The organism is Micromonospora chalcea (assembly GCF_002926165.1).
In the GTDB taxonomy this organism is placed as follows: Bacteria; Actinomycetota; Actinomycetes; order Mycobacteriales; family Micromonosporaceae; genus Micromonospora; species Micromonospora chalcea.
On record NZ_MAGP01000108.1, the window covers coordinates 26,999 to 45,592 of the forward strand.

19 protein-coding genes are annotated in these 18,594 nt (G+C 73.1%); 13 read left to right on the forward strand and 6 right to left on the reverse strand.

What is annotated here, in order from left to right; genetic code table 11:
• The first annotated feature begins 12 nt into the window (after positions 1 to 12).
• Positions 13 to 840: a hypothetical protein gene (locus BAW75_RS13540; RefSeq protein WP_244206111.1), complete on the forward strand. Its 828-nt coding sequence runs from the start codon at positions 13 to 15 to the stop codon at positions 838 to 840.
• A gap of 60 nt (positions 841 to 900) precedes the next feature.
• Here the strand turns inward: BAW75_RS13540 and rsmI are convergent, their stop codons facing one another.
• A complete protein-coding gene (gene rsmI, locus BAW75_RS13545) occupies positions 901 to 1,740 on the reverse strand; it encodes a 16S rRNA (cytidine(1402)-2'-O)-methyltransferase (RefSeq protein ID WP_064447607.1) in 840 nt (279 codons plus the stop codon).
• 92 nt (positions 1,741 to 1,832) lie between these two features.
• On the opposite strand from rsmI, the gene BAW75_RS13550 reads away from it, so the two are divergent.
• The 3 genes from BAW75_RS13550 to BAW75_RS13560 all read left to right on the forward strand — a co-directional run bounded on the left by BAW75_RS13550 (position 1,833) and on the right by BAW75_RS13560 (position 5,870).
• The gene (locus tag BAW75_RS13550; protein WP_104113792.1) at positions 1,833 to 3,512 is read left to right on the forward strand and encodes a dolichyl-phosphate-mannose--protein mannosyltransferase; all 1,680 of its coding nucleotides are present in this window, start codon (positions 1,833 to 1,835) and stop codon (positions 3,510 to 3,512) included.
• 286 nt (positions 3,513 to 3,798) lie between these two features.
• Positions 3,799 to 5,094: a VWA domain-containing protein gene (locus BAW75_RS13555; protein ID WP_043326826.1), complete on the forward strand. Its 1,296-nt coding sequence runs from the start codon at positions 3,799 to 3,801 to the stop codon at positions 5,092 to 5,094.
• Positions 5,095 to 5,096: 2 nt separating this feature from the next.
• The gene (locus BAW75_RS13560) at positions 5,097 to 5,870 is read left to right on the forward strand and encodes a hypothetical protein (RefSeq protein ID WP_043326828.1); all 774 of its coding nucleotides are present in this window, start codon (positions 5,097 to 5,099) and stop codon (positions 5,868 to 5,870) included.
• 51 nt (positions 5,871 to 5,921) lie between these two features.
• Here BAW75_RS13560 and BAW75_RS13565 read toward each other — a convergent pair whose 3' ends face one another.
• On the reverse strand, positions 5,922 to 6,191 hold the full coding sequence (locus BAW75_RS13565) for a hypothetical protein (protein WP_043326829.1): 270 nt from the start codon (positions 6,189 to 6,191) through the stop codon (positions 5,922 to 5,924).
• Between the two features lie 129 nt (positions 6,192 to 6,320).
• Here BAW75_RS13565 and BAW75_RS13570 point away from each other — a divergent pair, with 129 nt between their 5' ends.
• The 4 genes from BAW75_RS13570 to BAW75_RS13585 all read left to right on the forward strand — a co-directional run bounded on the left by BAW75_RS13570 (position 6,321) and on the right by BAW75_RS13585 (position 9,441).
• On the forward strand, positions 6,321 to 6,977 hold the full coding sequence (locus BAW75_RS13570; RefSeq protein ID WP_167435567.1) for a 4'-phosphopantetheinyl transferase family protein: 657 nt from the start codon (positions 6,321 to 6,323) through the stop codon (positions 6,975 to 6,977).
• A gap of 75 nt (positions 6,978 to 7,052) precedes the next feature.
• A complete protein-coding gene (locus tag BAW75_RS13575) occupies positions 7,053 to 8,285 on the forward strand; it encodes a DUF4352 domain-containing protein (RefSeq protein ID WP_104113793.1) in 1,233 nt (410 codons plus the stop codon).
• 128 nt (positions 8,286 to 8,413) lie between these two features.
• Positions 8,414 to 9,133, forward strand: a complete 720-nt coding sequence (locus BAW75_RS13580; RefSeq protein ID WP_104113794.1) for a VOC family protein — start codon at positions 8,414 to 8,416, stop codon at positions 9,131 to 9,133.
• Between the two features lie 116 nt (positions 9,134 to 9,249).
• On the forward strand, positions 9,250 to 9,441 hold the full coding sequence (locus BAW75_RS13585; protein WP_043326835.1) for a hypothetical protein: 192 nt from the start codon (positions 9,250 to 9,252) through the stop codon (positions 9,439 to 9,441).
• Between the two features lie 225 nt (positions 9,442 to 9,666).
• On the opposite strand, the gene BAW75_RS13590 is transcribed toward BAW75_RS13585, so the two are convergent.
• On the reverse strand, positions 9,667 to 10,122 hold the full coding sequence (locus BAW75_RS13590) for a hypothetical protein (RefSeq protein ID WP_146074840.1): 456 nt from the start codon (positions 10,120 to 10,122) through the stop codon (positions 9,667 to 9,669).
• A gap of 103 nt (positions 10,123 to 10,225) precedes the next feature.
• Between BAW75_RS13590 and BAW75_RS13595 the strand changes: the two genes are divergently transcribed.
• Positions 10,226 to 10,690: a DUF1579 family protein gene (locus BAW75_RS13595; RefSeq protein WP_104113796.1), complete on the forward strand. Its 465-nt coding sequence runs from the start codon at positions 10,226 to 10,228 to the stop codon at positions 10,688 to 10,690.
• A 6-nt stretch (positions 10,691 to 10,696) separates the two neighbouring features.
• Here the strand turns inward: BAW75_RS13595 and BAW75_RS13600 are convergent, their stop codons facing one another.
• Entirely contained in the window at positions 10,697 to 11,566 is an 870-nt protein-coding gene (locus tag BAW75_RS13600) for an alpha/beta fold hydrolase (RefSeq protein ID WP_104113797.1), read from the reverse strand.
• Between the two features lie 109 nt (positions 11,567 to 11,675).
• The gene (locus tag BAW75_RS13605) at positions 11,676 to 13,781 is read right to left on the reverse strand and encodes a cellulase family glycosylhydrolase (RefSeq protein ID WP_104113798.1); all 2,106 of its coding nucleotides are present in this window, start codon (positions 13,779 to 13,781) and stop codon (positions 11,676 to 11,678) included.
• Positions 13,782 to 14,070: 289 nt separating this feature from the next.
• Here BAW75_RS13605 and BAW75_RS13610 point away from each other — a divergent pair, with 289 nt between their 5' ends.
• Positions 14,071 to 14,529 carry a lamin tail domain-containing protein gene (locus BAW75_RS13610; protein WP_244206112.1) on the forward strand — a complete coding sequence of 153 codons (459 nt, stop codon included), beginning with the start codon at positions 14,071 to 14,073 and terminating at the stop codon, positions 14,527 to 14,529.
• A 54-nt stretch (positions 14,530 to 14,583) separates the two neighbouring features.
• On the opposite strand, the gene BAW75_RS13615 is transcribed toward BAW75_RS13610, so the two are convergent.
• Positions 14,584 to 15,591: a saccharopine dehydrogenase NADP-binding domain-containing protein gene (locus BAW75_RS13615; protein WP_104113799.1), complete on the reverse strand. Its 1,008-nt coding sequence runs from the start codon at positions 15,589 to 15,591 to the stop codon at positions 14,584 to 14,586.
• Between the two features lie 94 nt (positions 15,592 to 15,685).
• Here BAW75_RS13615 and BAW75_RS13620 point away from each other — a divergent pair, with 94 nt between their 5' ends.
• The 3 genes from BAW75_RS13620 to BAW75_RS13630 all read left to right on the forward strand — a co-directional run bounded on the left by BAW75_RS13620 (position 15,686) and on the right by BAW75_RS13630 (position 18,547).
• Positions 15,686 to 16,624, forward strand: coding sequence for a helix-turn-helix domain-containing protein (locus tag BAW75_RS13620; protein WP_104113800.1), 939 nt, complete (start codon positions 15,686 to 15,688; stop codon positions 16,622 to 16,624).
• A 72-nt stretch (positions 16,625 to 16,696) separates the two neighbouring features.
• Entirely contained in the window at positions 16,697 to 18,130 is a 1,434-nt protein-coding gene (rox, locus tag BAW75_RS13625; protein ID WP_104113801.1) for a rifampin monooxygenase, read from the forward strand.
• Positions 18,131 to 18,163: 33 nt separating this feature from the next.
• Positions 18,164 to 18,547: a hypothetical protein gene (locus BAW75_RS13630; protein WP_208635246.1), complete on the forward strand. Its 384-nt coding sequence runs from the start codon at positions 18,164 to 18,166 to the stop codon at positions 18,545 to 18,547.
• Positions 18,548 to 18,594 lie beyond the last annotated feature (47 nt).

Sequence of the window (18,594 nt, forward strand, 5' to 3'; positions counted from 1 at the left end):
TACCGGTGTGAAATGAACATCGTGACCAACAGACCAGCGGCGCCGGAGCCGTCGGCGGCCACCACCCGGCGGTCGCGACCCGCCCCGGCGGGCGCGCCCGTCGCGCCGCAGCCCCGGCTCGACCCGGCGGACCCGCCGGTCGAGGTGGAGCCGACCACCGGCGCGCCGGTGGACGCGGTGCCGAGCCGGGTGCCGGTGCGGCAGCCCCGCTGGCAGCGCAGGGCCGCGCAGGCGGGCGGCTGGGCGCCGATCGAGGAGGTGCACTGGGACGGCACGCCGCTGCGCGACGAGCCGCACCCGCTCCCCGCCCGGCCACCGGGCCGGCGGGCGCCGGCCCGCCCGGTCCTCCCGCCGACCCCGCCCGTCGGCCTCGCCGTGCTGCTGGCGTTGAGCCTGCTCGCCGCGTTCTTCGCCTGGGTGAGCGCGGGGCCGTTCTGGCTGGCCGCGGGGCATTCGACAGGCGGCACCGTGATGATCACCGAGTGCGCGGGCGGCGGGCTCACCCAACGTTGCCGGGGGATCTTCCTGGCCGACGGCGACCGGTTCCAGGCCCACGGCGTACGGGTCAGTGGCGTACCGGCCGGGCGGACCGCCACCGGCACCCTGCTGCCGGCCCGGATGACCGGGCCGGACGGGTCGACCGCCTACACGGACACCGGCCCCGGACAGCACCTGCGCTGGCTGCTCGGGCTGGCGCTGGTGGCCGGGTGCGCCGCCGGGATCGCCAGGTGGACCGGCGCGACCCGGCTCGCGGACGAGCGGCAGCGGCGCTGGGCGGTCGGCCTGGCGCTGGCCGGGCCGGCGCTGATCACCGTCGGGTTCCTGGCCGCCGCCTGGTGAGGTGAGGTGTTAAAAGGGGGCCCTTCCTCTACCGCAGGCGTTAAGAAGGGGCCCTTCCTTTCAGCTGTGCACCACCGCGTACACCTCGCGCCGTCGCAGCCCGTACGCGGTGGCGACCTCGGTGATCGCGTCGCGCCGGGACAGCCCGGCCGCCTCGCGCTCGGCCACCGCGGCGCGCAGCGTGTCGTCGTCGGGCCGGACCGCAGGCGTGGCCGGCGCGCCCGCCACGACGAGCGTGATCTCACCCCGGGGATCGCCGTCGGCGGCCCACTCGGCCAGCTCGCCGAGCGGACGGCGGACCACCTCCTCGTACGTCTTGGTCAGCTCGCGGCAGAGCGCGGCGGGCCGGTCGGCGCCGAACGCCTCGGCCAGGTCGGCCAGCGCGCCGGCGATGCGGTGCGGCGCCTCGAAGAACACCAGCGTGCGGTCCTCGGCGGCGAGCGCCCGCAGGCGGGAGCGGCGGGCGCCGGGGGTACGGGGCAGGAAGCCCTCGAAGCAGAACCTGTCGCAGGGCAGCCCGGACAGCGCCAGCGCGGTGGTGACGGCGCTCGGCCCGGGCGCGGCGGTGACCGGCACGCCCGCGTCCAGGGCGGCCCGGACCAGCCGGTATCCGGGGTCGGAGACGCTCGGCATGCCTCCGTCGGTGACCAGCGCGACCGTGTAGCCGGCGACGAGCACCTCGGCCAGCTCCGGGGTGCGCCGCTCCTCGTTGCCCTCGAAGTAGGAGACGATCCGGCCGGGCACCGTCACGTCGAGGTCGCGGGCGAGCCGGGTGAGCCGCCGGGTGTCCTCGGCGGCGACCACGTCGGCGACGGCCAGCACCTCCCGGAACCGGGCGGACGCGTCGGCCGGGTTGCCCAGCGGCGCGCCGAGCAACACCAGCCGTCCGACCTCGGACATTTCCCCCACGGCGCGTGCTCCCTCATCGATGGTCGTACCAATTTCGGAGACGATGGACGCCACCGGGCACCCTCGCAGCCTACGATCGCCGGGTGACGAGTGCGTCGACAGCACAGAGCGCGAACCCGGACCCTTCCACCGCCGAGCGCGGCGACGGCAGCGGGGGCGGGCTGCCCGCCGCCGTGCGGCGCCGGCTCGCCACCGTCGACGACCGTATCGGTCGGGGGCAGGCGTGGCTGGCCACAGCCGTGGTGGTGGCGATCGCGGCGATCCTGCGTTTCGTGGGGCTCAGTTTCCCGCCCGGCAAGGTCTTCGACGAGACCTACTACGCCAAGGACGCGTACGGGCTGATCGACCGCGGCGTCGAGTGGAACTACAAGGACAACGGCCCCTCGTACGTGGTGCATCCACCGCTGGGCAAGTGGATGATCGGGATCGGCGAGTGGGCCTTCGGCTACCAGGACGCGGACAGCGGCGTCTCGGTGCCGGGCCACCTGATCACGACGTCGCCGGAGTTCGGCTGGCGGTTCGGCGCGGCGGTGGCCGGCACACTGTCGGTGCTGCTGCTGGTCCGCATCGGCCGGCGGATGTTCCGGTCCACGGTGCTGGGCTGCGCGGCGGGCCTGCTGCTCGCGCTCGACGGGTTCCACCTGGTGCTGTCCCGCACGGCCATCCTCGACATCTTCCTGCTGCTGTTCGTGCTGGCCGCGTTCGGCGCGCTGGTGCTCGACCGGGACGCCCGGCGGCGGCGCTGGACGCGGGCCCTGGAGGCCGGGCTCGACCCGACCCGGCCGGGGCGGGCCGGGCGGCCTCCGTCCGGTTGGCGGAACTGGCCGTGGTGGCGGCTGGCGGCCGGGGTGCTGCTCGGCTGTGCCTGCTCGGTCAAGTGGAGCGCGATCTACTTCGTGCCGGCGTTCGCGCTGCTGGTGCTGTTCTGGGAGGTGGGCGTCCGCCGTTCGGCAGGGGTTCGCCGTCCGTGGCGTGACGCGGTGCTGGACGAGCTGCCCTGGCTGCTCGCGGCCGGCGTGCTGATGGTGGTCACCTACGTCGCGACCTGGTCGGGCTGGCTGCTCAGCGACGAGGGCTACTACCGCCTGGCCGAGCGCTACCCGAACAACCCGGAGCTGAGCGACACCCCGTTCATCGGGGCGCTGAACAACCTGTGGGAATACCACAAGGCCTCGTACGGCTTCCACACCCAGCTCGACGACCCGCACAAGTACCAGTCCTGGCCGTGGCAGTGGCTGCTGCTCGGCCGCCCGGTGGCGTTCCACTGGTCCGGGGACGGCAGTTGTGGCGCGCCGAGTTGCGCGTCGGAGGTGCTGCTGCTGGGCACGCCGCTGCTGTGGTGGTCGTTCCTGCCGGCGATCGCCGCGACCGCCTGGCTCGGCCTGGCCCGGCGGGACTGGCGGGCGGGCGCGATCCTGCTCAGCGCCGCCGCCGGCCTGCTGCCGTGGTTCTGGTTCGCGCTCGACGGCCGGACGATGTTCTCCTTCTACGCCGCGCCCGCGGTGCCGTTCCTGGTGCTGGCGGTGGTCTATGTGCTCGGCGCGATCACCACTCCGGCGCCGGTAACCGCGACGACCGCTACGGCCGCGCCACCCGATCCGCAGCAGCTACGGGATCGGCGGATGGTGGGCGGGATCATCGCGGGCGCCTACGTGTTGCTGGTGGCGCTCTGTTTCGCGTACTTCTACCCGATCTTCGTGGGCCGGGTGCTGCCGTACGCGGAGTGGTCGGCGCGGATGTGGCTGGACGGCCGCTGGATCTAGAGGCGCGGGCGCCGGCACAAAGAAGCGCGCCCCGATCGCCTGCCACGGGGGAAGCGGGCGATTGGGGCGCGCAAGACAGAGCTTAACCACACTCCGGCACGGGCACAACGGGTGCGGGCCGGTCAGATTTGCGACGGGCACGCCACTGCCGAAAGGTTCACCTCCGGCATCTAACAGTGGGTCATCCTGCGGGAACATAACGGGTTCGATCTCCGGCGCCAGGCAGGAGCGGAGGGACGCCGGACCCGGATGATCTTCCAAAGTGGATCTCACTACACTTCGCCCGGTGATCAACAAGAGACGATCGACGATTGTCCTCTTCGGACTGCTGACGGCCGCCGCGCTGATCGGACCGAGCCCCGCCGGGGCCGACGACGAGACCTCCGAGCCCGTCGCCGAGCCACCCAAGGTGGAGCTGGTCCTCGACGTCAGTGGCTCGATGCGGGCCCGGGACATCGACGGGCGCAGCCGGATCTCCGTCGCGCAGCAGGCGTTCAACGAGGTGGTCGACGCCCTGCCGGACGAGACACAGCTCGGCATCCGGGTGCTCGGCGCCACCTACCAGGGCAAGGACAAGAAGCAGGGCTGCCTGGACACCCAGCAGATCGTGCCGGTCGGCCCGGTGGACCGTACCCAGGCCAAGGCCGCCGTCGCCGGGCTGCGCCCGACCGGTTTCACACCGGTCGGGCTGGCGTTGCGCTCCGCCGCGCAGGACCTGGGCACCGGCAGCACCGCCCGCCGGATCGTGCTGATCACCGACGGCGAGGACACCTGCGCCCCGCCCGACCCGTGCGAGGTGGCGCGCGAGCTGGCCGCCCAGGGCACCCGGCTCGTCGTGGACACGCTCGGTCTCGCCCCGGACGAGAAGGTACGCAAGCAGTTGCTCTGCATCGCCGGCGCGACCGGCGGCACCTACACGGCGGCGCAGAGCGCCGACGAGCTGACCGGCCGGATCAAGCAGCTCGTCGACCGGGCCCGGGACACGTACACGGCCACCCCGGCGGTGGTCGGCGGCGGCGCGGCGTGCCAGGGCGCGCCGCTGCTCGCCCCCGGCGTCTACAGCGACCGGGAGGCGTTCTCCGAGCACCGCTGGTACCGGGTGCCGGTGCGGCCCGGCCAGGAGCTGCGCGCCTCGGTGAGCGTCGCGCTGGACCGGCCGGTCAACCCGGACTACGGCGTGCTGCTGCGCGCCACCGCGCCGGACGGGCGGGAACTGGTCCGCGGCGTCGACGCCGGAAGCGGGCGCACCGACGTGGTCTCCGCCGGACTGCGCTGGTCGGCCGCCGAGGAGGAGGACGACGACGGCCCGAGCCCGGAGCCGAGCCCCGGCGCGGAGCAGGCCGTGCGAACCGTCTGCCTGGTGGTCAGCAACTCCTTCGCGGCCAAGCCCGGCACGCAGACCCAGCCGGGTATGCCGGTGGAGCTCACGGTCGACGTGGTCGCCGCCTCCCCCGCCCCGGACGGGCCGGACCTCGGCCGCGGCTGGGTGCTGCTGCTCCTGCTCACGCTGGCCGGACTGCTCACCGGGCTGGTCGCCGGACTGCTCACCCGCTGGTGGGTGCACACGTGGAGGGTGAACTGAGCATGCGTACGCTGATCCGCGCCGCGGCGGCGACCACCGCCGTCGGTCTCGCGCTCACCCCGGCGGCGGCCCTGGCCGCGCCCAGTCCGTCACCGGGCGCGACCACTGTGACCAAGGCCGGCACCTCGTTCCTCACCGCCACCACCGTCACCGCCGGGCAGCCGGTGCAGGTGGGCGCGTCGACCGGCGACCACCTGTACTGGTCGTTCCGGGCCGACGCCGGGCAGGTGCACGAGATCACCGCCACCGTCACGTTCCCGAAGCGACGCACCGGCGCGTCCACCTGGACCGTCGACGTCTTCGACGGGCTGCGCCGCCGGCAGGCGTGCACGGCCGGCGCGCAGACGCCGACAGCGGACGCGGCGGCCACGAGCGTGGCGCTCGGCTGCACGCTGCGCCGGGTACGCCCGTGGGCCGAGCCGTGGTCGGGCGACCCGCTGCCCGGCACCTACTACGTCCGGCTCTCCGTCACCGACCTGCCCGAGCCCGACCTCGGCCTGCCGGTCGAGGTGGAGATGCTCGTCGGCGCCACCGACGAGGGCGGCGCGTCCGGCGACGACGGCGAGCTGGCCGCGCCGCTGGTGCCGAACACCAGGGCCGGCACGGTGCTGGCCGCCGAGCCGACCCCCGAGCCGGTGGCCGAGGAGGAGACCGACCTGACCGGCTGGCTCCCCGACGCGGGCTCGCGCTGGGTGTGGACCGGCGTGGGCGGCGTGCTCGCCGCCGTGGCCGGCGTGGTGGGCTTCGCGCTCACCCGGCGGCCCCGCCGCGGCTGAAGGACCACTCCCGGTGGCCGTCGTGAACCCGACACGACGGCCACCGGGAGCTCAGATCGTCCTCGAGCCGCGCGGCACCCAGCCGATGAACCGGTCCTGGAGCGCGGTGACCGGCACGGAGCGCAGATCCTGCGTGGCCGCGGCCAGGCAGGAGCCGAGATAGACGCTCAACGACGCCCGATCCACCTGGTACTCGCTCAGCAGGTGGTGACGTTTCGTGGCGCAGGGCCATTCGTCACCGCACGAGCCGCAGGTCCAGTCGGGGGTCACCGGCACGTGCTCGCCGTCCCGCCTCCCCGGTGCCTCCGCGCCACGCGTCATCCGCCGCTCCTTCCCTGTTCGGAATCGTGGTCGTGATGGGCCGGTTGCCTCCCCGCAACACACCTTCAGCGCCACCGCACGCCCCAGCGTTACGGTACGTTCACCGCGTGCCTCCGTCATCCGTCGCACGTGCGTGATCTGCTGCCGGCCGTGGTCGCCGTGTCGGTGGCCGGCCCGGCCGACTGGTCCGGCGAGCTGCTCCCGGCCGAACGAGCCGCCCTGGGCGAGCGCGCGGTGCTCCACCGCCGCCGCGACTTCACCGCCGGCCCGGTCTGCGCCCGCCGGGCACTCGCCACGCTCGGCCTGACCGGCACGCCGGTGCCGGCCGGCGCGGACCGGGCCCCGGTCTGGCCGCCCGGCGTCGTCGGCGCGATCACCCACACCCGGGACTACTGCGCGGCCGCCGCCGCCCGCGCCGCCGACGTGCGCGCCGTCGGCATCGAGGCCGAGCGGCACCGCCCGCTCTCCCCCGGGGTACGGCGGAAGGTGTGCCGCCCCGACGAGGAGGCGGACCTGGCCCGGCTGCCGGCCGGGATGCCCTGGCCGACCGTGTTGTTCAGCGCCAAGGAGACCGTCTACAAGGTCTGGCACCCGCTCGTCGGGACCTGGCTGGGCTTCGCCGACGCGCGCGTCACGCTCGACCCGCAGGCGGGCACGTTCCACGCCGAGATCGAGCCGGCCCGGCTCGCCGCCGCCCCGGTGGCCGACCCGCCGTCGCGCGTGACCGGACGGTTCGCGGTGGACGACGATCTGGTCCGCACCGCCGCCGTCCTGCCACATCGATGACGCCCCGTCGGCCGGGTTGACCCCGGCTTGTACCGTCGTTCCGACTGAAATCCCGAAGGCGCCCCAAGGAGTACGGTGAGCCACCCTCAGCCTCCGTCCGGGTCACCGGACCCGAACCAGCAGCCGCCGGAACCGCCGACGCAGGCGTTCCCCACCGCGCCGATGCCGCCGAGCGACCCCTACGAGCCGCCGCCCGCCCCGGACGCGCCGACGGCCCCGATCTCGGGCGCGCCCTACCCGCCGCCTCCGGGCACGCCGCAGCCGCCGGTGTCGGGGCCGCCGCAGCCGTCGGTGTCGGGAGCGCCGTATCCGCCGGCCTCCGGGGCGCCGTACCCGCCGCAGCCGGGGCCGGGTGAGCAGTACCCGCCGCCCGCTCCCACCCAGGCGTTCCCGCCGGCGCCGCCGACCTCGGGCGCGCCGTACCCGCCGCCCGGCAGTGAGTACCAGCCCCCGGGCGCGGCGTATCAGCCCCCGGGCGGTGAGTACCAGCAGCCGGGCGCGGCGTATCAGCCCCCGGGCGGTGAGTACCAGCAGCCGGGCGCCGCGTACCCGCCCCCGGGCAGTGAGTACCAGCAGCCGGGCGCGGCGTATCAGCCGCCGGGGGGCTACCCGCCGCCGGGCGGTGGGCAGCCGTACCCGCCCGCAGGCGCGCCGTATCAGCCGGGAGCGCCGTTCGGACCGCCGGCCAAGAAGTCGAACAAGAACGTCTGGATCACGATCGGCATCGTCGCGGCGCTCCTGCTGCTGCTCTGCTGCGGTGGCGGCATCTTCGCCGTCTACAGCGGCGTGAACAAGGCCCAGGAGGCGGTTGACTCGCTGCCCACGCCGGGCGTCACCTACGGCGTCCCGGACGAGCAGACCCCGACCGGCGGCCCCACCGGCACGCCGCAGCCGGGCACCACCGACGACAAGACCTTCAACATGCCGGCCGGCGACAAGCTGATCGTCAACGACACCGACGGCACCATCGAGATCACCGTCGGCAACTTCCGGACCCGGAACTCCGCCTGCAACGAGATCATGCCCGGCCCGAAGAAGGGCATGTTCCTGATCGCCGACGTGACCGCCGAGATCACCAAGGGCACCGGTTCGATCAACCCGTTCTACTTCTCCTGGGTGGCCGAGGACGGCACCGAGGAGAACGGCATCGGTGGCGCCTTCTCGGGGTGCGGCAAGCTGATGACCTCGGGCAACAACCTGCCCGCCGGCTCCAAGCGCAGCGGTCAGCTCATCTTCGACGTCAAGGACCAGAACGGCGTCGTCGAGTACAAGCACCGCTTCCGTACCGCCGGGTCCTGGAAGCCCTGACCCGCGCCTGACCCCGCACCGGGGCCGGTCCGTCTCGGACCGGCCCCGGTGCCCGTTCGGACAATGCCCGTCGGCCGTTCGGGCCTTTCCATGTGCGCGTGGGCGCTCCCGGTGGCCAGGCTCGGAGCATGGCGAACGAGACGACCATCCCGCTGCTGCCCTGCCGCTCACTTGACGACGTGGCGCCCTTCTACCAGGCGCTCGGCTTCGAGGTGACGCACCGGCAGGAGCGCCCCAACCCGTACCTGGCCCTGCGCCGGGAGGACCTCAACCTGCACTTCTTCGGGATGCCCGGGTTCGACCCCGCCGACTCGTACGGCTCCTGCCTGGTGGTGGTCGACGACCTGACCGTCCTGCACCGCACCTTCGCCGACGGCATGCGCGCCACGTACGGCAAGGTGCTGGTCGCCGGCGTACCCCGGATGACCCGGCCCCGGCCCCGCCGCAACCAGGACGGGCATTCCGGGTTCAGCATCGTCGATCCGGGCGGCAACTGGATCCGGTTCGTGGCCCGGGCCTCGACGCCCGACGCCGACGACGACCGGGGCGGGCTCGCCCGTACGCTCGGCAACGCCGTGGTGCAGGGCGACTCGCGCGGTAGTCCCGCTCAGGCCGCGCGCATTCTCGACGGCGCGCTGGCCCGGCCCGACGCGGCCGACGAACCCGCCGTCCTGGTGGAGGCGCTGGTCTACCGGGCCGAGATGGCGCTGCAACTCGGGGAGCCGGAGGCCGCCCGGGAACGGGTACGGCAGGCCCGGTCGGTCCCACTGGACGACGAGTCGCGCGTCCGGCTGGCCGACACGCTGCGGCACGCCGAGGACATGATCCCGGCCCTGCCGACCGCATGACCGCCGGCCGGATGCGGGCTGACGCCGATCCGGTGGCGGCGGTTTGCCGTGCGGGTCAGCGGGGACGCGACGTGGCAGGCGGCGAGGGCCGCCACGCGACGATCCGGGGAGGCGGCATGAGCGTCGAACGGGCGAACAACGACCTGGAGAACCTGGCCGGTCCGGCCCGGGCCCGTCTGGGTGACCTGAACCAGGACGAACACGCCGAGGCCGACCGGGTGCGGGAACTGGACGAGATCCGCGGCAAGCGCCCCGGCGAGCACATCCAGGAGGACGCCCGCGACGCCGACGACAACTTCACCGCCTAGCCAGATCTTGGAAGCAAACGGCTGCCATAGGGGCCGAAATCTTCCAAGATCTCTCGGCGTCCGGTCATCCACGATGATCGGCTTGTGTCTCTCGACGGATCGGCGGCACGGGTCGCCGAGCGTCGATGCGAAACGCGCCAGTTGACCAATCGCAATAATTGATGACGCAAGCAGACTGAGTTGCGTGACCAAGCCATCACCGCAGAGATCATGGCCGATACCGAATCAGTCCTGGTGGCGCCGGCTTTCCGGCGGCACGAAAGCCGTGCTCGTGTCCGGCGGCGTGCTGGTGCTGTGCTGCTGCGGCGGCGGGATCGCCGCCGTCGGCGGCGCGACGGACGAGAAGCCCGCGTCGATCAGCGCCGCCTCGACCGCGACCGCGCGCAGCGCCGATCCGCCCCCTGCCGCCCACTCGTCCGGCTCGCCCTCGACCGTCGCCGCGCCGACCGACTCGCCGTCCGCTCCGCCGACGACGCGGGCCGCCGAGCCGTCGCCGCAGACCGCGACCGCGCGTCCGGCGCCCCGGCCGAAGCCGAAGCGGACCACGCCCAAGCCGACGCCGAAGCGGACCACGAGCGCGCCCCGGACCACCAAGCCGTCCACCGGCACCGTCCAGGGCGCCGTCCATCCTGGTGCCTTCTGCTCGCCGGTCGGCGCGACCGGCCGTACCGCCAAGGGCACGCTGATGCGGTGCACGCGCAAGGCCGGCGAGGACCGGGCCCGGTGGCGCGCCGCGTGATCCGCATCGGCGGGCGGTGTCGGGGGTGGTTCCTATCCTGGGGCGATGGTTCTCACTGACGTCACCGGGTCCTGGGCCGGCACCAGCGGTTTCCGTCTGATGCCCGCCGATCCGCTCGCCGAGTCGCCGGCCACCGCCACCGTCGCGACCGCCGCCGGTGGCCACCTGACCACCGTCTCGTACTCGTGGGCCCATCCGGACGACGGGCCGCAGGACGGCCTGCTGGTGATCGCTGTTGGCGAGCAGCCCGGCTCGCTCGTCGCGTGGTGGGGCGACTCGTGGCACCAGCAGCCGACGGCGATGACACTGACCGGCACGGCGGGCGGCGCGGCGGCGGTCGAGCTGAGCGCCGGGTACGGCGACGGATGGCAGTGGCGGATCACGGTGGACACCGCCGACCCGGCCACCCTGCGGCTGCGGATGGAGAACGTGGTGCCGGCCGACCAGGCGGGGGCCGACATGCCGGCCGGCCCCTACCCGGTCATGGTCACCGACGTGCGCCGCGCCTGAGTCCGGTCAGGCGGCGCCGTCGAGGATCTCCCGCAGCCGGCGCGCGAACGCCTCCGGCTGCCCGGCGTGGCCCATCTCCTCACCCAGGAATCCGCCGTGGTGGCTGGGGAAGACCGCGGCCTTGCCGCCGAGCAGCTCGGCCGCGGCCACCGACGTGCGTCCGGTGAAGGTGTCCGCCGACTCCTCGCCCACCGCGACGACGACCGGGGTACGCGCCGCGCGCAGCGCGTCCACGTCCGGCCGGAAGCGGGTGACCGCCGCGGCGCGGTCGGAGAGCAGCGGGTCGTCCCGGCTGCCGTCGTCCTCGGTCGGCATGCCGAACGCGGCGGGGTCGGGCAGCGGCTGGGCGAAGTACTCGTCGGTGAACTCGCCCCGCCACGACGTCATGGCGATGAACGCCGCCATACCCGCGCCCCAGCCGCTCTTCTGGTACGCCTCCTGGCAGGCGGCCATGGCCCGCCGGGCGGCCTCGGCGTCGGGAAGCACCTGCACCAGCGGCGGCTCGTGCGCCACGAGCGTGGCCACCGCGTCCGGGTACGCGGCCACCAGGGCGAGCGCGGTCACCGCGCCGCCGCTGCTGGCGAACATGTCCACGGGTCCCGTGCCGAGGGCGTCGATGATGTCGCGTACGTCCCGGGCCTGGACCTCGGGCACGTCGTCGCCGCGGCCGTCCTTGCGGACGCTGCGCCCGAGCCCGCGCGGGTCGTACGTGACGACGGTCCGGTCCGGGAAGTACGAGGCCAGCGTGGCGAAGCCGTCGGCGCACATGGGCTGGCCGATCATGAACAGCGGGCGGTGTCCGGCGTCGGCGGCGCTCGGCGTGCGAATGTCGTAGACGAGGTCGACCTCGGGCGTCTGCAGAGTAAGCGTGTTCATGCCTCTGTCGACCGTCGCCGGCCCGGGAACTCATCGGTCCGGCGGGGAACTCCGCCGGACCGGCTCGCGGCGGTGTCGACGCCCACCGCCGCGAGCCGTGCCGTCGCCGTCAGCTCACCGTGCCGGTGACGGTGCTGCCGGACTTCGTCACGTAGTAGGTCAGCTTCGTGCCGCTCCAGAAGTGGAACGTCAGGGTGACCCGCTGACCGTCGTTGACCTCGGCGAAGAACTCCGGCTTCAGCGCGATCGTGTTGCCGGTGTAGTCCGGCGCGAACGTCACGTCGAACTCCTTGTACGAGGTCCAGTTGTGCGGGCCGGCGTTGCTGCCGTCGGCGTACTTCGCCTCCATGGTGGCGAGCTGGTCGCCGCGGAACTGCGCCGGGAGCGTGAACGCCGCGGTGGTGCCGGTGGCGTTCGACAGCACCGGCGGGTCGTACGTGATGATGCTGATCCGCCACGGCACGCCCGCGGAGAAGCGTGCCTGGAGGTTGGCGTTCACGCCGTACGCGCGGGAGCCGACCAGCCGGGTGAGCGCCGACGCGGTGAGCGTCAGCGTGCTGCCGGAGACCGTGTAGTCGGTGCCGTTGACCAGGTCGGTGGCGCCCTGGCGCAGCCCCTGGAACGTGGTGCCGTTCAGGTTGAGCGTCAGGCTCTTGGCGGTGATCGTGCCGGTGCGCGGCACGTACACCTGGTCGCTGGACGCGGTGCCGGAGCGGGTGGTCCAGCTCGACTTGATCTGCGCGAACAGCTCGGGGTCCTTCCACACGAACGACGTGCGGTCGAAGTGCTGGCCGTTGTCCCAGAGCTGGGTGGTCAGCTTGCGGCTGCGCGCGTAGTGGCCGAGGAACTCGAAGAACTTCAGCTTCTCGCCCTGCTCGATGGTGCCGGTGTGCCGGTCGAAGCCGAGCAGCCCGTACTCGCCGATGATCACCGGGATGTTGCGGGTGACGAAGGCGTTGTAGACGCGGTCGAACTGGTCGGTCAGGTCCTGCTGGACCGTCGCGTCGAACTTGGTTCCGCCGGCGACGTTCACGCTGAACGGCCAGTACCCGTAGAAGTGCACGGTGGCGATCAGGTTCGGGTCGTTGAGCGTGTTGAACGTGCTGACCAGCTCGTCCACCCGGGCCTGCTCGGCGGAGGTGTGCAGGGTCGGCAGGACGAGCAACCGGGTGGCGTTGTTCCCGCCGGACTGGCGGACGATGCGGTGGAACGACGTGTTCAGCTCGTTGAGCAGCGTGGCGTTCTGCGCGTCGCCGGAGCTGCCGGTGAACTGCGGCTCGTTGACGCTCTCGAAGGTCAGCTTCGGCGAGGAGTCCTTGAACGCGGCGGCGATCTGGGTCCAGAGCGCGTTGTAGCGGTTCAGCACGCCTGTGCGGTCGGTGGGCATCGTGTTGATCCACTGCCACGAGTCGTGGTGGATGTTGAGCACCACGTAGAAGCCGTCGGCGAGCGCCCAGCCGACCACCTCGCGTACGCGGTTGAGCCAGGCGGAGTCGATCGTGTAGTTCGGCGCGGCGCCGTGGTGGTTGCTCCAGGTCACCGGGATGCGGATGCTGTTGAAGCCCTGCGCGCGGACGTTGTCCAGCAGCGCCTCGGTGACCCGCGGGTTGCCCCAGGCGGTCTCGTCGGCGCCGACCGCGTCGAAGGAGTTGCCGAGGTTCCAGCCGGGTTGCATGGCGGCGACGGCGGCCATCGCGTTGCCGGCGGGCGGCGGGGTCGTGGGCGGCGGGGTGGTGGGCGGCGGGGTGGTCGGCGGGGGCGTGTTGTTCGGCGGCGGGGTGGTTCCGCCGACGCCGCCGGTGCAGGCCACGCCGTTGAGCGTGAACGCGGTGGGCGCGGTGTTGGCGCCGGTCCAGGAGCCGTTGAAGCCGAACGAGACGGTGCCGTTCGTGGCGATCGCGCCGTTGTAGCCGACGTTCGTGGCGGTGACCTCGGCGCCGGAGGAGGTGACCGTGGCGCTCCACGCCTGGGTGACCCGCTGGCCGGACGGGAACGTCCAGCGCAGGTTCCAGCCGTTGACCGGGTCACCCAGGTTCGTCACGTCGACGTTCGCGGTGAAGCCGCCGGGCCACTGGCTGGCGGTGGTGTAGGTGACGCGGCAGCCGGCCGCCGCCTGGGCGTTCGTCGCCAGCAGTGCGGTGCCGGCCACGAGTGTGGCGGCGGTCGCCGCGACCAGGCCGACCCGCAATCGGGCGGTACGGAAAGAGCGGAACATGGTGGTTCCTTCGTGGTGGGGTGGGCGCGTGGACGGGGAGGGCGGGGCGCGCACCCGCCCAGCGCGAGAATAAGTTTGGATTCCAAACATTGTCAATCGGCGTATGTGGATGCGTAACCGTTCCGACGTCCCGGCCTCACCCCACCGACCGGGCCGGTTCGACGACCGGCCACACCGGACCCGCCAGCCGGTCCGAAACCCGCCGGACACGCCTCGTGGGAACAATTTCGGCCGGGAATCCTCGCTACGCTCTCGCCCGCCAACACCGCTCTGACCTCAAGGGGACATCGTGCGCAAAAGGCTTCTCGGCATCGCGTCGGCGATCACCATCGCCCTCGCCGGCACGTTCGCCGCCGCCGCTCCGGCCCAGGCCGCCACGCCGCCTTTCATGATCACCAAGGTGTACTACGACTCCCCCGGCAAGGACACCCGCTCGAACGCGAGCCTGAACGCCGAGTACGTCCAGCTGACCAACAAACGCAAGACGGTCCAGAACCTCAAGGGCTACTACGTGCGCGACAAGGCCGGCCACGTCTACTCGTTCACCGGCGACTTCAAGGTGGCCGCCGGGAACAGCATCGTCATCCACACCGGCAAGGGCACCAACAAGGGCACCCACCGCTACTGGGGCAGCGCCGCGTACGTCTGGAACAACGACGGCGACACCGCCTACCTGCGCAACCCCTCCGGCAGCCTGGTCGACAGCTGCAGCTGGGGCAAGGGCGGCCGCGGCTACACCAGCTGCTGACCACCCGCGAAACGGCCGGCCCACCCGATCCGGGGGGCCGGCCGTCTCCGTCCGTCACGCCGCGAGCGACCGCACGGTGAGGTGGTCCGACAGCGCGCGCAGGAAGTCCGGCGCGTCGAAGATCCGGCCGGCCGAGGCGACACCCTTGACCCGGGTACGCCCTGTGAGCAAACGGTGCACCGCCTCGACCGCGAGCGGCGCGCTGATCGCGTAGATGTCCCGCCCGTGGGCGACCACCCGCCGCCGGACGTCACCGGCACGCACGACCACGTCGACGGTGAACGTCTGCGCGGACCGGCCACGCTCGTCCACAGCGGCCGGAGCGTCCCCCGCCGCCAGGTCGCGGGCCGCGTCGGCGGTCATGTACGTGCACACCTCCGGGATGTCCAGGTGACTCGGCACGGTCACCACGTCGGCCATGGTGAACTCGCCGAGCACCGGCCGCACGCCCAGCGGCGCCGGGAACTCCCAGTCCAGCCGGGGCAGGTCGCCGTCGGCGTACACCAGTCGCCCGTCGGTGAAGCGGACCCGCCGGCCGTCGCGGCGCTCGCGCGACACGACGCCGGAGGCGACCGTCCCGGCCGTCGGGTGCCAGCTGCTCAGCCCGTACGCGACGTGCGCCTCGTCGGCCGCCGTCCAGTCCCGCATCGCGGCGGTGACCAGCAGGTCACCGAGTCCGCCGAAGAACGCCATCGCGGGCACCACAGCGACACCGGCCGCCTCGGCACGCTCGGCGTGGTGCGCGAACGTGTCCCGGTTCGCCTCGATCTCGGCCGCCACGTCGACGTAGGGAATCCCGGCGCGTAGCGCGGCCTCGATCAGCGGGCCCGCGGTCGAGGCGAACTGCCCGGCGCAGTTGACCACCGCCGCCGCCCCGGCCAGCGCCTGGTCCAGCGAGGCCGGATCGTCCACCGACGCCACCCGGTGCTCCCCCTCCGGGAACGCGGCCGCCAGCTTCCCGGCGTCGCGCCCGAGCGGCAGCGGCTCGTACCCCCGCTCGCGCAGCTCCGCCGCCACGAACCGCCCGGTGTGCCCGTACGCCCCGAACACCGCCACCCGCATGACGCCCCCTCAGAAGATCGACTGAAGTGATCCTCGCCGGGCTGGCCGGGGCGGGGCCAGTGTCGCAAACGCCAATGCCCGTACAGTTTCGGACATGGCCACCATCGCGCTCGCCGCCACCGACGGGATGCTGCACTTCGAGCTGGCCGCGGCCTGCGAGATCTTCGTCCGTGACCCGACCGGGCTGGCCGACCCCTGGTACGACCTGGTGGTCTGCGGCCCCGGCCCGATCGGCGTCGGCCGGTTCGCGGTCACGCCCGACCACGGGCTGGACCACCTGGCCCGCGCCGACACGGTGATCGTCCCGGCGATCGAGGACACCGACGCCGACCCGCCGTCCGACCTGGTCGAAGCGGTCCGCGCCGCCCACGCCGCGGGCGCCCGGATGGTCTCGTTCTGCACCGGCGCGTTCGTGTTCGCCGCCGCCGGCATCCTCGACGGGCTGCGCGCCACCACCCACTGGGCCCACACCGAGGCGCTCGCCGCCCGCTACCCCCGCGTGCTGGTCGACCCGGACGTGCTCTACGTCGACAACGGCACCGTGCTCGCCTCCGCCGGCAAGGCCGCCGCCATCGACCTCTGCCTGCACCTGATCCGCCGCGACCACGGCTCCACAGTCGCCAACGCGGTCGCCCGCCGCCTGGTCGTGCCGCCGCACCGCGCCGGCGGCCAGGCCCAGTACGTCACCACCCCGGTCCCGGCCCGCGAGGACCACCCGCTCGCCGCGCTGCTCCCATGGGCGATGGCGCGGCTGGACCGCCCGCTCACCGTCGCCGACCTGGCCCGCCAGGCGAACATGAGCACCCGCAACCTGGTCCGGCACTTCACCGCCGCGACCGGCGCCACACCGTCGCAGTGGCTGGCCACCCAGCGCATCCGGCGGGCGCAGGAACTGCTGGAGAACACCGACGACAGCATCGACGCCGTCGCGGAGGCGTCAGGCATGGGTACGGCGACGACGCTGCGCCGGCACTTCCACCGCACGGTGGGCGTGCCGCCGGACACCTACCGCCGGACGTTCCGCCGAGGCTGACCGGCACAACGGCTATGGTCGGTTCGTGCCGCCCGAGGGGACGGTCGCCTGACAATCGGCACGGGGGAAGCTGTGTTCGACGTGATCGTGGTCGGCGGCGGGCCGACCGGCATGATGCTGGCGAGCGAGTTGCGCCTCCAGGGCGTCGGCGTGCTCGTGCTGGAGCGGGACCCCGAACCGCCGCCGTACGTGCGCTCGCTCGGGCTGCACGTCCGCAGCATCGAGGTGATGGACCAGCGCGGGCTGCTGGAGCGGTTCCTCGAACACGGCGGCAAGCACCCGGTCCGGGGGTTCTTCGCCGGCATCGACAAGCCCGCGCCCGCCGACCTGGACACCGCCCACCCGTACGTGCTCGGCATCCCGCAGACGCTCACCGACCGGCTGCTCGCCGACCACGCGGCCGAGGTCGGGGCCGAGATCCGGCGCGGCAGTGCGGTGACCGGGCTGGAGCAGGACGACGACGGCGTGACGGTCCACCTCGACGACGCGAGCGTGCCGCCGCTGCGCGCGCGGTTCGTGGTCGGCTGCGACGGCGGACGCAGCACCGTCCGGAAGCTGCTCGGCGTCGGATTCCCCGGCGAGCCGTCGACAGTCGACACGCTGCTGGGCGAGATGGAGGTGACCGCCTCCCCGGACGAGATCACCACGATCATGACCGAGGTACGCCGCACCGAGAAGCGGTTCGGGCTCGGGCCGTCGGGCACGCCGGGCGTGTTCCGGGTGGTCGTGCCGGCGGCCGACGTGACCTCGGCGCCGCCGGCGCTCGACGACTTCAAACGGCAACTGACCGCGTACGCGGGCACCGACTTCGGCGTGCACTCGCCCCGCTGGCTGTCCCGCTTCGGCGACGCGACCCGCCTGGCCGAGCACTACCGGGTCGGGCGGGTCTTCCTGGCCGGTGACGCCGCGCACGTCCACCCGCCGCTCGGCGGGCAGGGGCTCAACCTCGGCATCCAGGACGCGTTCAACCTGGGCTGGAAGCTGGCGGCGACGGTGAACGGCTGGGCGCCGGACGGCCTGCTCGACACCTACGAGACCGAGCGGCGCCCGGTGGCCGCCGACGTGCTGACGAACACGCGCGCGCAGATGCTGCTGACCACGAACGAGCCCGGACCGCAGGCGGTACGGCAGGTGCTGACGCAGCTCATGGACTTCGACGAGGTCAACCGCTACCTGGTCGAGAAGGTCACCGCGATCAGCGTCAGGTACGACGTCGGCGAGGGTCATCCTCTGCTCGGGCGGCGGCTGCGCGACGTACCGCTGCCGCAGGGACGCCTGTACGAGCTGATGCGTACCGGCAGGGGGTTGTTGCTCGACGGGACCGGAAAGCTGTCGGTGGACGGCTGGGCCGACCGGGTCGGGCTCGTCGCCGGCACCGGCGACGAGCTGGACGTGCCCGCGGCGCTGCTGCGGCCGGACGGGCACGTGGTCTGGGTGGGCGACGGCCAGCGGACGCTGGAGGGTGCGCTGACCAGGTGGTTCGGCGGCGGGACAGTTCGCGGGTAGCGACGGCGCACGGACTCGGCAATGATCAGCTTCATGTCCGACGACAACCTGGCCGACACCTGGCGTCGCATCATCCTGGGAGACGGCAAGTCCTGGGTCGTGTTCGCGCACGGCACGTGCGTCGTCCTGCCGGACCCCGCGCCGGGCGTCGACCTCGCCGCACAGGCCGTCGAGATCCTGCGCGAGTACGGCCCCGTCCACGTCGGCTCGCCGTCTGCGGACTTCGGTACCGTCACGCTCGATCCCGGCCCCGGCTGGGCGGTCTACGGCCATCACAACGACGTGTTGACCTACGTCGGCCCGGACGAGGTCTCGGACGACAGCGACCTGGCTGTCGGTCTGTACGGGCGCAGCAAGCGAGATCGAGACGGCCATGAGCTGACCGTCGTCCACGTCGAGGACAAGCGGCCCCGCTGACGCGCGTCGGCGCTGCGGGATCAACCGACAGCGGCGCAATAGGCTCC

Coding starts and splice junctions, on each gene's coding strand:
- BAW75_RS13560 (WP_043326828.1), top strand. CDS start 5,097: ATGCGTACGCTGATCCGCGCCGCGGCGGCGACCACCGCCGTCGGTCTC.
- BAW75_RS13595 (WP_104113796.1), top strand. CDS start 10,226: ATGGTTCTCACTGACGTCACCGGGTCCTGGGCCGGCACCAGCGGTTTC.
- BAW75_RS13615 (WP_104113799.1), bottom strand. CDS start 15,591: ATGCGGGTGGCGGTGTTCGGGGCGTACGGGCACACCGGGCGGTTCGTG.
- BAW75_RS13580 (WP_104113794.1), top strand. CDS start 8,414: ATGGCGAACGAGACGACCATCCCGCTGCTGCCCTGCCGCTCACTTGAC.
- BAW75_RS13605 (WP_104113798.1), bottom strand. CDS start 13,781: ATGTTCCGCTCTTTCCGTACCGCCCGATTGCGGGTCGGCCTGGTCGCG.
- BAW75_RS13600 (WP_104113797.1), bottom strand. CDS start 11,566: ATGAACACGCTTACTCTGCAGACGCCCGAGGTCGACCTCGTCTACGAC.
- rsmI (WP_064447607.1), bottom strand. CDS start 1,740: ATGTCCGAGGTCGGACGGCTGGTGTTGCTCGGCGCGCCGCTGGGCAAC.
- BAW75_RS13620 (WP_104113800.1), top strand. CDS start 15,686: ATGGCCACCATCGCGCTCGCCGCCACCGACGGGATGCTGCACTTCGAG.
- BAW75_RS13540 (WP_244206111.1), top strand. CDS start 13: ATGAACATCGTGACCAACAGACCAGCGGCGCCGGAGCCGTCGGCGGCC.
- BAW75_RS13585 (WP_043326835.1), top strand. CDS start 9,250: ATGAGCGTCGAACGGGCGAACAACGACCTGGAGAACCTGGCCGGTCCG.
- BAW75_RS13565 (WP_043326829.1), bottom strand. CDS start 6,191: ATGACGCGTGGCGCGGAGGCACCGGGGAGGCGGGACGGCGAGCACGTG.
- BAW75_RS13630 (WP_208635246.1), top strand. CDS start 18,164: ATGTCCGACGACAACCTGGCCGACACCTGGCGTCGCATCATCCTGGGA.